This is a genomic window from Planktothrix mougeotii LEGE 06226, from assembly GCF_015207485.1.
Taxonomy (GTDB): Bacteria; Cyanobacteriota; Cyanobacteriia; order Cyanobacteriales; family Microcoleaceae; genus Planktothrix.
In genome coordinates this window covers 1-11,762 of sequence record NZ_JADEWU010000123.1, presented here as the reverse complement: position 1 = coordinate 11,762, position 11,762 = coordinate 1, and the positions used below count along the sequence as shown (strand labels likewise).

Genomic DNA, 11,762 nt, shown 5'->3' with positions numbered 1-11,762 from the left:
TAGTTATTTAACCTCACATCAGAAGTTATTTGGCTTGGTCAAATCCACCCGAAAACGACATCGAGTTCTCGATGCTCTTACACAGCAGGTTTGGGGCGATCGCTCCTTAAGTTGACACCAATGGGTTCTCCCGCCCATAATCAGTCATCATTTTCTAAGCTTTAGTTAACAGTTAACAACAATTAATTCTTAACTCTTCCACTGATAACTGATAACTGATAACTGATAACTGATAACTGATAACTGATAACTGATAACTGATTTACTCTTTTTCAGTTGCTAAAGACACAGAAGCGGGTTTGCGATCGCGCCACCAGGCTAACATTGTGCTGGCAATAAAAATACTCGAATAAGCTCCAGCAACGAAACCTACTAATAAGGCTAAGGCAAAATATTTCAGAGTTTCACCCCCAAATAGAAAAATACAAATTAAAGGCAATAGAGTGGTTAATGTGGTGTTAATAGAGCGGGTTAAGGTTTGTTCGACAGCATTATCCACCACTTGATTAATATGAAGATCGGGGTTGCGAGCAATCACTTCCCGAACTCGGTCATAAATCACCACCGTATCATTAACAGAAAAGCCTACAATTGTTAATAGGGCTACCAAGAATAAACTATCAACTTCTACACCCAAAAATAACCCTAAAATTGAGAAAATTCCAAGGGTCACTAAAACATCATGAAATAAGGCAACAAAAGCAAAAAAGGCATAGTCTAACTTAAACCGAAAGGTTAAATAAACCGTAATTCCGGCAAATGCCAATAATAAAGCCGTTAATCCCGATATGAAAATTTGACGGCCAATGGTAGGGCCTACGGTATCAATTTGAGTTCCTTTCGGATCAAAGGCTCCGATTTTTTGACTTAAGGCATTTTGCAAGTTTGAACGTTCTTCAACATTCAAACTTTTGGTGCGAATCGAAACAATTTGCTTATCGTTTTTACCCGCATCTTTATCTAACAATTGAATAGAACTATTTCCTAAACCTTGACTCGTTAAAACGTCCCGAACCTCAGTCAGATCAATCGGGCCGTTACAATTATTAGGAACAGAACAATCGAGTTCTAACTGAAGGCGAGTTCCTCCCACAAAATCTAACGCCGGACGTAAGGGAGCACCAATATCGGGGCGAGTCCAAGAAATCGCCATCGCAATGATTCCAGCCAGAATAATCGCAGCAGAAATCCCCCACCATAAATTGCGTTGTTTAATAACACTAAAAGCCATAAATTAGTTAACGGTTGACGGTTGACTGTAATCAGTTATCAGTTATCAGTTATCAGTTATCAGTTATCAGTTATCAGTTTATAGCTAGTCGTTAATCATTGTTTACTAAAAACTAGCAGACCAAAAACTGATTACTGATTATTAATTACTGACCAAAGATTTTTTTAAATTTGGGCAGAATAATTCGGGTTTTCTTAACTCTGGAAAATCAAGAACGAGGAAGAGAAAACTGCGGCTACAAGTAATCGCCGTAAACATACTCACCGCTACCCCTAATCCTAATGTTAAGGCAAATCCTTTCACTAATCCTGTGCCTAACCAAAATAGGGCAACACAAGCAATAACCGTAGTTACATTACCATCTAAAATGCTACTAAAAGCACGATAAAAACCGGATTCCACAGAACGATATAGGGTTTTCCCCGCTCTCAATTCTTCACGAGTTCGTTCAAAAATTAGAACGTTCGCATCCACTGCCATCCCAATACTAAGAATAAAACCTGCAATTCCCGGTAACGTTAAAGTCACACCCAATAAATCAAATAGGGCTAAACTTAATAACGCATAAATTAATAACGAAAAATCCGCTATTAATCCAGGTAATCGATAATAAACGATCATGAAAATCAGGACTAAAATTAAACCCGTTACCCCAGCATAAACACTCTTGTTAATACTATCTCGTCCTAATGTAGCCCCAACGGTTCTATTTTCCACAATTTCCACGGGAACAGGTAAAGCCCCACCGCGTAATTGTACCGCTAAAGCATTCGCTTCTTCGGCGGTAAATCGTCCGGTAATCACGGCTCGACCTCCGGTAATTCCCGTATCGGCAAATTCTACAGGAACCGACGGGGAGCTTAATAAATTATTATCGAGAAAAATCCCAATGGTTCGCCCAGTTCCCGCTAAATTTTTAGTGAGTTCGGCGAAGTTGTCCCCCCCTTCAGAACTAAACACTAAACCAATATTCCAGTTTCCCCCCCCTTGGACAGGTTCAGGATAGGCATCTTTTAAATCTTGTCCTCTTAAAACCGGACTATTATAGAGTTGAGCGATCGCTGCATTACTCTGATTCAAAGATTCAATTGCTTTCGCTAAAGCTTGAGAATCTCCCTTTTTCTTAGCCTCTTCAATTTGTTGTTTAATTCCTTGTTGAACTTGCAATTCCACCCCAAGTTGTTGTTCAGTTCCGGTTTTTTGTTCTCGGAAGTCTAATTGCGCCGTTCCTCCTAAAACTCGTTCTGCTTCTTCCGGGTTATTAACCCCCGGTAACTGTACAACAATTTGATCTTGTCCAACGGTTTGTACTAAAGCTTCCGATACTCCCAGTTCATTGACCCGGTTATCAATCACACTTTGAACGGACGTTAGAACCCGTTCATCAATGATTGGAACCGCTTCTGAAGGCTTCAATTGAATGGTAAGTTGAGAACCTCCCCGTAGGTCTAAACCTAATCGTAAAGGAACATTAGCAAGGACAACAATGGAGGCAATAATCACCACCAAAATTAGAATTAAAACAGAACGTTGTTTTCGCATCGTTATCAGTTATCAGTTATCAGTTATCAAGTATCCGCATCATCAGTTATCAGTTATCAGTTACCAGTTATCTATTGTAGGGGCGGGGTACCCCCGTCCGCACTCAGTCATCATTTTTTAAGCTTGAGTTAACAGTTGACAATTATTAACTATTAACTCTTTCACTGATAACTGGTACAGACGTGCCATGGCACGTCTCTACTGATAACTGAAAAACCTGATTAAAATTTCTTACTCAAAATCTTCTGAACACCCTCAACAATTTGCTCTGGTTGAACAATCGTGAGTCGTTCTAAAGCTCCATTGTAAGGTGTCGGAATATCTTGAGACGCTAATCGTAATACAGGCGCATCTAATTCATCAAAAAGACGATCATTAATTGAAGCGGTAATTTCTGCTCCCAGTCCCCCGGTTTTCATACATTCTTCAACAATAATCACACGATGAGTTTTGCGGATGGATTCACCAATCGTATCAAAATCCAAAGGTTTGAGAGAAATTAAATCAATCACTTCAGGATCATAACCCTGTTTCACCAAAGTCGGAACCGCTTGCATCACATGATGACGCATCCGAGAATAGGTCAGAATCGTCACATCTTTTCCACGTCTGACCACTTCCGCTTTATCAATCGGGACAATATATTCTTCGTCGGGGATATCTTCTTTGAGGTTATATAATAAAACGTGCTCAAAAAATAAAACCGGATTATCATCTCTAATCGCCGCTTTCAGTAACCCTTTGGCGTTATACGGAGTCGAACAAGCGACCATTTTTAACCCAGGGACGGATTGAAAATAAGATTCTAAACGTTGAGAGTGTTCCGCACCCAACTGACGACCAACCCCACCAGGGCCACGAATTACCAAAGGCATTTTAAAATTTCCGCCAGAGGTATAGCGCAGCATTCCCCCATTATTGGCAATTTGGTTGAAGGCGAGTAACAAAAATCCCATGTTCATCCCTTCAATAATCGGTCGTAACCCCGTCATTGCAGCGCCAACAGCCATTCCCGTAAAACTATTTTCTGCAATGGGGGTATCTAAAACCCGTAAATCTCCATATTTTTGATACAGGTCTTTCGTGACTTTGTAGGAACCGCCATAGTGACCCACATCTTCTCCCAACACAAACACGGAGGGGTCACGGGCCATTTCTTCATCGGTTGCTTGTCTCAGGGCGTTAAAAAGTAGGGTTTGTGCCATTGCAATTGTTGATAAGCAAGTGTGGATCAAAGCTAATCTTACCAAAATTGGGGTATAAAGCCTTGCCCTTCTAGGGCAACTTTTATTGGTGTGTTAGCATTCTTAAGTAGACAGTTTAGGGTAATCAACCTGTCTTTAATCAAAACTCAGTCGTCATTCATGACAACGCACCTTGAAAACTAGGGTTAGGGGGTTCTGGACACCGAATTGCTTGTCTAGGTAAAAACTTTAAGCAACAAGTACAGAGAAACCGGGTTTCGGAACTTTCCTGGCCATAGCCTATCCCAGTCATAATGATCAATTCTCACATAAGGGCGATCGCACCCCAATGACGATCTCTAATTATTAAAATGACACAAAATAGTAAAAATCAGTTAAGCTAAGTAAAAATTATCAAGTTACAGTGTTTAATTTATGAATAGTTTATTATTTGAACAAATTTTACCCTTAACTATTCCCGAAAAGCTGCAATTAATAGAAGAGATTTGGGATAGTATTGTTATTGATGCTGATAAAATTCCTTTAACTCAATCTCAGAAACAAGAATTAGATCGGCGTTTAGCCTTTTATCAAAATATTGAAAATGAAGGTGAATCTTGGGAAGTAGTTAAGCGAAGAATTATTAAAGATGACCTATAAAATTAAAATTTCAGAGGAAGCCGAATTAGATTTGAATGATGCTTATCAGTGGTATGAATCACAAGTTAAACAACTCGGATCAGAGTTAATTCGAGTTGTAGATAAAAATTTAGCTTTAATTCAAAAAAATCCCCTTGCTTATCCCATCATTTATAATAATGTACGCCGGAAACTATTGCCAAGATTTCCCTATGGTTTGTTTTATGTAATTCACGACGATATAATTTTCATATTGGCTTTCTTTCATGTTAAGCGTGATCCTCAACAGTGGAAAAAACGTTTCTAGTGATCTCATCTCAACCTCCCATCCAAAAAAGCGATACCTACGGTAAGCGGCGAAGATCACACCTCAATTCCTCCCTAACGGTGGAGTTCAGTCGCCACAGAAAGCCTTCAACTTCCATCAGATAATCTCGCTTGAGGTCGGCTGCAATGATTTATTATGCGGCTGATTGCGAGGTTTGAGTGGGGCTGAAATAATTTGTCTGCTGCTATTGGATTGTTTTTTACGAAGATCATTGCAAATTGCTTGCAAATCATAGTTAAAGGACTTTGCGTGTTCTTCACGTATTCTGTAAATCTCTTCAAGAACTTCATCTTTCCACATCATTAATCTCCCATTAGTTCATTAGGTGTACAAATCGTTGGCAACTCGTATCCTGCCTCCATACTTAATTGTGCGAGTTTCTTTTGTATTTGAGCGTTGGCAATATGTTTGCAGTTCCAAGTTAACAGATAGTCGATTGCGTAAACTGTTGCGACTGCAATATGAAGCGCATCATCAGAAGCTTTAGCGGGAAGATTACTTTTGGTCAGAAACAGGGCTGCTAGACTTTGAACATCTTGGTTGATTTCCAGTAATGGAAAATCACGTAGAATCTCAAGTCGCCTATTTGCCATTTCTGCATCTCCCCGCGAAACTTCGTCCAAAACCATTTGGGAGATGTAAAGGGTAAATTGATCTCGGCGTGTGTCCCACCACTCTTGTGTAATTCCCAAGTTTGCCATAAGGATCAAGTTATTGCTGGGTCTGGCTGTTAAGTAACCAACCACGCTAGTTTCGATGTAGACAGTTTCGCTCATTTAAAATGCGTTAGTGGGATCTGTATTTTATCATCAATATAAAAATTAGGTTATTCCTGTTATTATGCCTGAATAACATCATGTATTGCACTTTTAAATCCCTACACTCAAGAGCGATCGCACCCTAAACGCCTCTACACATCAAAAAGCGATACCTACGGTAAGCTGCGAAGATCACACCTCAATTTCCCCCTAAAATTATCAATCACCTGTCACAGACAACCTAAATGTTATAATAATCTGAAGTTTATGATTAAAAAGGAATGTACAATGAGAATTATCCAAACAAAAGGAATAGTCAATAATGGTATAGTAACAGCTACAATCCCCACTGATTTTAGTAATGGAGAAGTTGATTTAGTAATTGTAGCTGAAAATGAACCTGATGAACTTGAATTAATGCGTCAAATTGCTAGGGAGAAAGGTTATGATTCTAAAGAGAAAATACTAGATTTAATTCAACAAGTTAAAAAAGAAATGTTAACAGAGAAAGGGCTAATGTAAGAATGAGTGAATTAAATAGATTATTCCTTAATACTAAAATCAAGGTTATTTTTGTGTAAAAATGTTATAATGGCTCTAATTAGTTAATCCTACAGGAGTAAAACTACAATGCCTTTATCACAACAACAATTAGAAGAAAAGGTTATTTTTTTAGAACAAGAAATGAATCAAGTCAAAAAAATATTATCTATTAATGTTAAAAAAACGGTTCCTTGGTGGGAAGAAATAACCGGGACATTTGCTGATAACTTAGCGTTTGAGGAAGCGGTAGAATTAGGTAATCAGTATCGTCAATCCGAGAAATCCCATTAAGCATTAATATATGTATATTTTAGATACAGATCATCTAACTATTTTACAAAGAGGTGGACAATTGGCACAGCAATTAAAGTATAAACTTGCTGCTCATTTAAAATATGCTATAATTTGAAAAACTAAATTTGACATTGTAAAATCATGCCATTATCAATTGATGACGAAACTACAAAAGAAATGCTGACAGAAATAATGGTAGAAATTATTAAAACTAGAAAAGATTTATTTTATGATCTTATCCTAGAAGCATTGGAGAAAATTTCTTTAGCTAATGCGATTAAAGAAGTAAGACAAGATGATTTTGTTTCTGAAGAAAAAATATTTGCTTTATTAGATAGTGAAGATTAATGAAAATCAAATTTGAATCAAGATTTGAAAAAGATTTAAGAAAAATTAAAGATAAAAAAGTTTTATCTGAATTAAAGCAAATAATCATAACGAATTATCAACTCTCTCTCAATGGCTAGAAAACCCTAATACTAACCTCATATCAATTTTAGGAATAGCAGGTATTGGTAAAAGTACATTAGTACGATACTTTCTTGATCTTAATACTCAACCTTTTGATGTGATCATTTGGAAAAATCTTAAATTATCTCAATCTTTTAATTTTAATATTACAGAAATTTTAAATGATATTCACACTAATAATACTGAAAATATTTTCAATGAATTTATGAATTTACTAAATAAAAAACAATGTTTAATTATTTTTGATAATATAGAGGAAATTTTTATACCTGAACAATTAGCAGGAATATATAAACCTGAATACAAAGATTATCAAAAGCTTTTCACCATGACTACCCAAACTGAACATCAAAGCAAGGTGATTTTAATTAGTCAAGAAAAATGTGCTGAGATGAACTGTTTAGATAAGCAACTATATTCGATTAAATCTTTAGAATTATCAAGTTTAGATGATATTAAAATTTTAGAGAATACAGGTTTAAATAATTTAAATAATCAAGATAGTTGGTTAAAATTAATTCAAATTTATGAAGGTAATCCGGCTTACTTAAAAGATATTGTCAGTTTAATTCAAGATGTTTATGATGATGAAGTTGCTGATTTTTTAGCAGAAAATAGCTTAATTATTACTCAAAATATGCAATCTCATTTTAACGATTTATTTAACAGATTATCACCAATCGAACAGCAAATTATTTTAGAATTGAGTAAATTAGATCAACCGATATCAAGAGAAGATTTAAAACAAAAATTACCTTTATCTTCAGTAGATTTTGTTAAGGGGTTACAATCTTTACAACAACGGTATTTAGTCACAAAAATCAAAGCAGAAAAAGTGATGTTTAAATTGTCTCCAGTTTTTCGAGAATATGTGAAAAGTTGCTGTAAAGATTGATAGTAATTTAAGCAACAGCAAACTCAGTCAATTTACGAGTTTCAGGATCATAAAAAGCTAAAACAATATCCTCTTTCGGTACACCTTCGGTTAATAATTCGGTAGCAATACCTTCCTCTGTCCAATCTTCCTCAATATAAATTTTCTCATTTTTAATGCGAATATGAACATGAGTTGATTTTAGTCGTTTATCCTCTTTCCAATCAACTGTTAACCAAAGATAATGATCGTGAGTTTCATCAAAAACTAAACAAGTTTCAGTATTATAATCAGGTGATTTATGAACTAACTGATCATATTCGGTTAAAATACTTTTAATTAACTCTCGATATTTTATAATTTTATCCATGATATAATCTCCTCTTTTTTATCATTAAAAACAATCAAGTTAAGTTGATGACGTTTAATTACAGGTTGGATTGATTTTCTTTGAAAGAAAGAATTAAAAACAGCACTTCTTACTGCTAAATAAAGTTCATAATCCTTATGAGAAAATTCCAGAAAATCACGATATAGAAGATATTGCCCTAAAGCGTTTTGAAAATCATTCATTGGCGAAGGATTAATAAAACTTTTGATTTCCACTACAATTATACGCTTTTGTTGTTCTGGCAATAAACTCTTTTCTGCTAATAAATCAGCATAAAGGTTATCATCTTCATATTCAATTGTATAAGGATCGGCTGTAATCGTCCAACCCTCTTTAATTAAAGCATTTTTAACGGCTTCATGGTAAACATCTTTTGCTGGCATTGTCCTCCTTTGTCACTAATTCTACCCTGATAAACAAAAACTATTAAACAACAGCAAAATCAGTTAATTTACGAGTTTCAGGATCATGAAAAGCCAAAACAATATCGGACTTAGGTACACCTTCGGTTAATAACTCATTAGCAATACCTTCCTCTGTCCAATCTTCCTCAATATAAATTTTGTTATTTTTAATGCGAATATGAACCTGAATATTTCTAATTTTTTTCTTGCCTTCCCAACCCATAAATAGCCAAAAATATTGATCATGTATCTCATCAAAAACCAGGCAACTCTCTTGATCTAAATTAGCTGAACCTGAAACCCATTCATGATATTCTGTTAATATCTTTTTAATAGAATTACGGTATTTTTCTAATTGAGCCATTGTAAAATCTCCTCCTTTGACCTATCAACAACAATTAACAATAGTTGATTTATTTGGGTAATATCTTGAATTGACTCCCGTTTAAAAAAGTTTTCGTAAATACTGTCCTTAATTGCTAGATAAATCTGATATTCTGGTTCAGTAAGATTGATTAAATTTCGATATAAAATATATTGTCCTAATGCTAATTCAAAATCCCTCATTGGTGAGGGACTTAAAAAACTTTTAATTTCGACAACAATTTTACGTCCATTCTGTTCAGCAACAATGGGTTTTTCTACCGCTAAATCAGCAAATAATTCAGCATCTTTGTATTTAATTTTATAAGGATCGGATGTAATCGTCCAACCATCCTTAATTAAAGCATTTTTAACGGCATCATGGTAAACATCTTTTGCTGGCATTGTCCTCCTTGTAATTTACAGGACTTAGGCACGAGGGTCAAAAAACCCAGTTTCTTGTACCGTTTTTATCATTAAACTAATTACCGGGTTGTACAAGCCCAGACTTGAATTCTGCAAGCCCCTGTACCACATCCAGACAAAGCACTGGCTTCCGCTTGCTCACGGGTTACAGCCCATCCCCAGCCCAAGTTTCCTAATTGATCCTTAGCCACTGCGCCACAGGCATTTTTAAACCAAACCTGGACTTGACAATCAGATTTACCACATTCTCTCAATGCCTTTTGTTCGGCTTCTTGTCGAGTCAGATAATCGTAACCATAACCCCAACCCCCTGATGCAGAGGTGGCGATCGCTCCATACCGATCTGTTTGAGCTAGGACGACCCCGGCCATTAAACCTTCAAGGACAAAAATAGAAGCACTAATAAATAGAAAAGGTTGTTTTATTAATTGTTTTTTCATTCAGTTTCCGCCGCATTTTGTAAGGGTAAATAAATCGTCATAACGTTCCTTTGTTGAGGGCGCTGTTTAACCACCAGTTTCCCTCCCAACGCATGAAATAGATTTTTAGTTACCGCCAGATTCAGGCTTAAACTTCCGGTTTCCGGTTGGAACATTAACAACGGCCCTATTGATTTTAACGGAGATTGGGGAGACACGGCAAATGTAGAATGACCCTCTTGTTCCGGTTGGGGATGGGATTCTAATTGTAATTTTAATTGATGTCCGGCTAATCTCACCCCCACTTGAATATGGCTACCATCGGGAAGACTGCGGGTAAAATTTTCAATGACTCCGGTTAATACTTGATCCAGCATAGTAGGATCACTGATCACAGTCGGTAATTTTTGGGGTAAAATCACCTCTAAGGTTTGGTTACGCTGACTCGTGTGTTTTTGCCACCGAGGAAGGCTACTTTGAAAGACATCTCCTAATGACATAGCGGTTAAAGGTAAAGGTAGGGGTTTCTCGTCTCGATGACCTCGGCTACTTTGTCGAGCTTGTTCTATTTCTAATTCAACAGCCCGGAAAATCAAATTAAAGCGATCAATTTGGGTTGTACATTCTTGATCAATCATTTCTAAACGCTTCCGAATCACTTCTGGCGGAAGGTCTGGCCGTTTTAATAACAGTCGTGTTAAGGTACGAATTGTAGCTAAGGGGGTTCGGACTTCATGGGCGATCGCTTGTAATAATTCCACTTCTGCGGTTTGGATGGGATTGTCCAGAATGGGTGTTTCTGGGGATTGAGAAGACGGTTTCGGACTAATTTTTTCGGCAACTTTAGCTAATTTAGGGACTGTAATTGTAACGGTTTTTAAATTATTGTTTAAAGGGTTTACTTCGGCTTTTTTATTGATTTCTAAACATAAATTATTTAAGAGTAAACGACTGAATTTCATCACCGTTTGATAACTCGGTTCAATGGGCAAAAATTGGGCAATATTTTCCTCTAATTTGGCTTTCTGTCTAGCGATTTCCATTCTTAATTCACGGTTTGCTGTTCCTTGAATTAAGTCCATGCGATCGCGCAGCATTAATAAGGCTTTTTCAACAATATCAGGATTAAAGGAAAACAGAAAAGCCGGATTTCCTTTTGGATCTTGACCCAAAACCATGATCAAACTAAACTGAGAAGTTAAAACTAAACAAAACTGTTCTTTGACTAAGGGATCTTTCCCATGTAAAGGACAGGCTAAGGTTTCAGGGAAGGAAGTAGACGTTCCATCAGAAGCTGGAAGTAAGGCTAAAGGATGGCGTAATTTTAAGACTAATTCATCTCCTAATTTTGAGAGATCATGAGTAAAAATTTGGGTGGCAAAATGAATCGCTAAATAGGGATGAATTAAAACGGGAACTGGCCCGGAAATAATTAAGCCTAACGAAGATAAAGGGTTAGATTTTAGAGAAGGACAATTTGAAATAGTATTAATCGATTCTGCATTTGCTTTTAATCGAATTTCTTCTAATAAAAAATTAATAGATTGAACCCCGCTATACCATTCTTTTTCTGCTTTTGAATAGGGTTTAAAAGTAGGAGAATCCTGAAAATTATTGTCTGCATGATCGAGTAGTTGAGACGAAGACAAAGAACTCAAAGAATGAGTTTCATCTTCGGCTAAAATATCGCTAAGTGTGGGTAATAATATTTCATTCATCATTGTGCACCAAAACTGTTTGTGACATTTAAAAATAAAATTTAGAAATAAATTGAATCCTACTCTTACTCGCAAACAAGCAAGATTAGTTCTCCTTTCAGAATAGCCATATTTCCCTAATCGTATATTCGTAGAACCGAACCCCCTAGGGGGGAGTTTACCCCGGAAGAGGGGAGA

The 11,762-nt window shown here is 36.4% G+C and carries 16 protein-coding genes; 6 read left to right on the top strand and 10 right to left on the bottom strand.

Annotation, left to right across the window (positions count from 1 at the left end):
• Positions 1–262 precede the first annotated feature (262 nt).
• The 3 genes from secF to IQ236_RS26625 form a co-directional block, all read right to left on the bottom strand.
• A complete protein-coding gene (secF, locus tag IQ236_RS26635) occupies positions 263–1,231 on the bottom strand; it encodes a protein translocase subunit SecF (protein WP_193872130.1) in 969 nt (322 codons plus the stop codon).
• A 141-nt stretch (positions 1,232–1,372) separates the two neighbouring features.
• A complete protein-coding gene (secD, locus tag IQ236_RS26630; RefSeq protein WP_193872128.1) occupies positions 1,373–2,773 on the bottom strand; it encodes a protein translocase subunit SecD in 1,401 nt (466 codons plus the stop codon).
• A 221-nt stretch (positions 2,774–2,994) separates the two neighbouring features.
• Entirely contained in the window at positions 2,995–3,978 is a 984-nt protein-coding gene (locus IQ236_RS26625) for an alpha-ketoacid dehydrogenase subunit beta (protein WP_193872127.1), read from the bottom strand.
• 414 nt (positions 3,979–4,392) lie between these two features.
• Between IQ236_RS26625 and IQ236_RS26620 the strand changes: the two genes are divergently transcribed.
• A complete protein-coding gene (locus IQ236_RS26620; protein ID WP_193872126.1) occupies positions 4,393–4,617 on the top strand; it encodes an addiction module protein in 225 nt (74 codons plus the stop codon).
• Positions 4,607–4,903 (top strand): type II toxin-antitoxin system RelE/ParE family toxin, encoded by a 297-nt coding sequence (locus IQ236_RS26615; protein ID WP_193872125.1) that lies wholly within the window; start codon positions 4,607–4,609, stop codon positions 4,901–4,903. The genes IQ236_RS26620 and IQ236_RS26615 overlap by 11 nt, the downstream gene beginning before the upstream one ends.
• Before the next feature lie 323 nt (positions 4,904–5,226).
• Here the strand turns inward: IQ236_RS26615 and IQ236_RS26610 are convergent, their stop codons facing one another.
• On the bottom strand, positions 5,227–5,700 hold the full coding sequence (locus IQ236_RS26610; protein WP_193872124.1) for a type II toxin-antitoxin system VapC family toxin: 474 nt from the start codon (positions 5,698–5,700) through the stop codon (positions 5,227–5,229).
• A 270-nt stretch (positions 5,701–5,970) separates the two neighbouring features.
• On the opposite strand from IQ236_RS26610, the gene IQ236_RS26605 reads away from it, so the two are divergent.
• The 4 genes from IQ236_RS26605 (at position 5,971) to IQ236_RS26590 (ending at position 7,885) form a co-directional block, all read left to right on the top strand.
• The gene (locus IQ236_RS26605) at positions 5,971–6,204 is read left to right on the top strand and encodes a hypothetical protein (protein ID WP_193872123.1); all 234 of its coding nucleotides are present in this window, start codon (positions 5,971–5,973) and stop codon (positions 6,202–6,204) included.
• Between the two features lie 108 nt (positions 6,205–6,312).
• Positions 6,313–6,516: a hypothetical protein gene (locus IQ236_RS26600; protein WP_193872122.1), complete on the top strand. Its 204-nt coding sequence runs from the start codon at positions 6,313–6,315 to the stop codon at positions 6,514–6,516.
• 144 nt (positions 6,517–6,660) lie between these two features.
• Positions 6,661–6,867: a hypothetical protein gene (locus IQ236_RS26595; protein WP_193872120.1), complete on the top strand. Its 207-nt coding sequence runs from the start codon at positions 6,661–6,663 to the stop codon at positions 6,865–6,867.
• 70 nt (positions 6,868–6,937) lie between these two features.
• On the top strand, positions 6,938–7,885 hold the full coding sequence (locus IQ236_RS26590) for an NB-ARC domain-containing protein (RefSeq protein WP_193872134.1): 948 nt from the start codon (positions 6,938–6,940) through the stop codon (positions 7,883–7,885).
• Positions 7,886–7,892: 7 nt separating this feature from the next.
• On the opposite strand, the gene IQ236_RS26585 is transcribed toward IQ236_RS26590, so the two are convergent.
• From IQ236_RS26585 to IQ236_RS26560, 6 genes are all read right to left on the bottom strand, one after another.
• Complete coding sequence (locus tag IQ236_RS26585) at positions 7,893–8,234, bottom strand: XisI protein (protein WP_193872118.1); 342 nt, start codon at positions 8,232–8,234, stop codon at positions 7,893–7,895.
• Positions 8,219–8,638: a XisH family protein gene (locus IQ236_RS26580; RefSeq protein ID WP_193872116.1), complete on the bottom strand. Its 420-nt coding sequence runs from the start codon at positions 8,636–8,638 to the stop codon at positions 8,219–8,221. The genes IQ236_RS26585 and IQ236_RS26580 overlap by 16 nt, the downstream gene beginning before the upstream one ends.
• Before the next feature lie 43 nt (positions 8,639–8,681).
• On the bottom strand, positions 8,682–9,023 hold the full coding sequence (locus IQ236_RS26575; RefSeq protein ID WP_193872114.1) for a XisI protein: 342 nt from the start codon (positions 9,021–9,023) through the stop codon (positions 8,682–8,684).
• Positions 9,011–9,427: a XisH family protein gene (locus IQ236_RS26570; protein ID WP_193872112.1), complete on the bottom strand. Its 417-nt coding sequence runs from the start codon at positions 9,425–9,427 to the stop codon at positions 9,011–9,013. The genes IQ236_RS26575 and IQ236_RS26570 overlap by 13 nt, the downstream gene beginning before the upstream one ends.
• A gap of 80 nt (positions 9,428–9,507) precedes the next feature.
• Positions 9,508–9,888, bottom strand: a complete 381-nt coding sequence (locus IQ236_RS26565) for a DUF4189 domain-containing protein (protein ID WP_193872110.1) — start codon at positions 9,886–9,888, stop codon at positions 9,508–9,510.
• Positions 9,885–11,588 (bottom strand): sensor histidine kinase, encoded by a 1,704-nt coding sequence (locus IQ236_RS26560; RefSeq protein ID WP_228041884.1) that lies wholly within the window; start codon positions 11,586–11,588, stop codon positions 9,885–9,887. Before IQ236_RS26560 ends, IQ236_RS26565 begins: the two co-directional genes overlap by 4 nt.
• Positions 11,589–11,762: the final 174 nt, after the last annotated feature.

What these genes read in the sequence shown, in the direction of transcription:
- secF (WP_193872130.1), bottom strand. Translation starts at nt 1,231, where the DNA reads ATGGCTTTTAGTGTTATTAAACAACGCAATTTATGGTGGGGGATTTCT.
- secD (WP_193872128.1), bottom strand. Translation starts at nt 2,773, where the DNA reads ATGCGAAAACAACGTTCTGTTTTAATTCTAATTTTGGTGGTGATTATT.
- IQ236_RS26625 (WP_193872127.1), bottom strand. Translation starts at nt 3,978, where the DNA reads ATGGCACAAACCCTACTTTTTAACGCCCTGAGACAAGCAACCGATGAA.
- IQ236_RS26620 (WP_193872126.1), top strand. Translation starts at nt 4,393, where the DNA reads ATGAATAGTTTATTATTTGAACAAATTTTACCCTTAACTATTCCCGAA.
- IQ236_RS26615 (WP_193872125.1), top strand. Translation starts at nt 4,607, where the DNA reads ATGACCTATAAAATTAAAATTTCAGAGGAAGCCGAATTAGATTTGAAT.
- IQ236_RS26610 (WP_193872124.1), bottom strand. Translation starts at nt 5,700, where the DNA reads ATGAGCGAAACTGTCTACATCGAAACTAGCGTGGTTGGTTACTTAACA.
- IQ236_RS26605 (WP_193872123.1), top strand. Translation starts at nt 5,971, where the DNA reads ATGAGAATTATCCAAACAAAAGGAATAGTCAATAATGGTATAGTAACA.
- IQ236_RS26600 (WP_193872122.1), top strand. Translation starts at nt 6,313, where the DNA reads ATGCCTTTATCACAACAACAATTAGAAGAAAAGGTTATTTTTTTAGAA.
- IQ236_RS26595 (WP_193872120.1), top strand. Translation starts at nt 6,661, where the DNA reads ATGCCATTATCAATTGATGACGAAACTACAAAAGAAATGCTGACAGAA.
- IQ236_RS26585 (WP_193872118.1), bottom strand. Translation starts at nt 8,234, where the DNA reads ATGGATAAAATTATAAAATATCGAGAGTTAATTAAAAGTATTTTAACC.
- IQ236_RS26580 (WP_193872116.1), bottom strand. Translation starts at nt 8,638, where the DNA reads ATGCCAGCAAAAGATGTTTACCATGAAGCCGTTAAAAATGCTTTAATT.
- IQ236_RS26575 (WP_193872114.1), bottom strand. Translation starts at nt 9,023, where the DNA reads ATGGCTCAATTAGAAAAATACCGTAATTCTATTAAAAAGATATTAACA.
- IQ236_RS26570 (WP_193872112.1), bottom strand. Translation starts at nt 9,427, where the DNA reads ATGCCAGCAAAAGATGTTTACCATGATGCCGTTAAAAATGCTTTAATT.
- IQ236_RS26565 (WP_193872110.1), bottom strand. Translation starts at nt 9,888, where the DNA reads ATGAAAAAACAATTAATAAAACAACCTTTTCTATTTATTAGTGCTTCT.
- IQ236_RS26560 (WP_228041884.1), bottom strand. Translation starts at nt 11,588, where the DNA reads ATGATGAATGAAATATTATTACCCACACTTAGCGATATTTTAGCCGAA.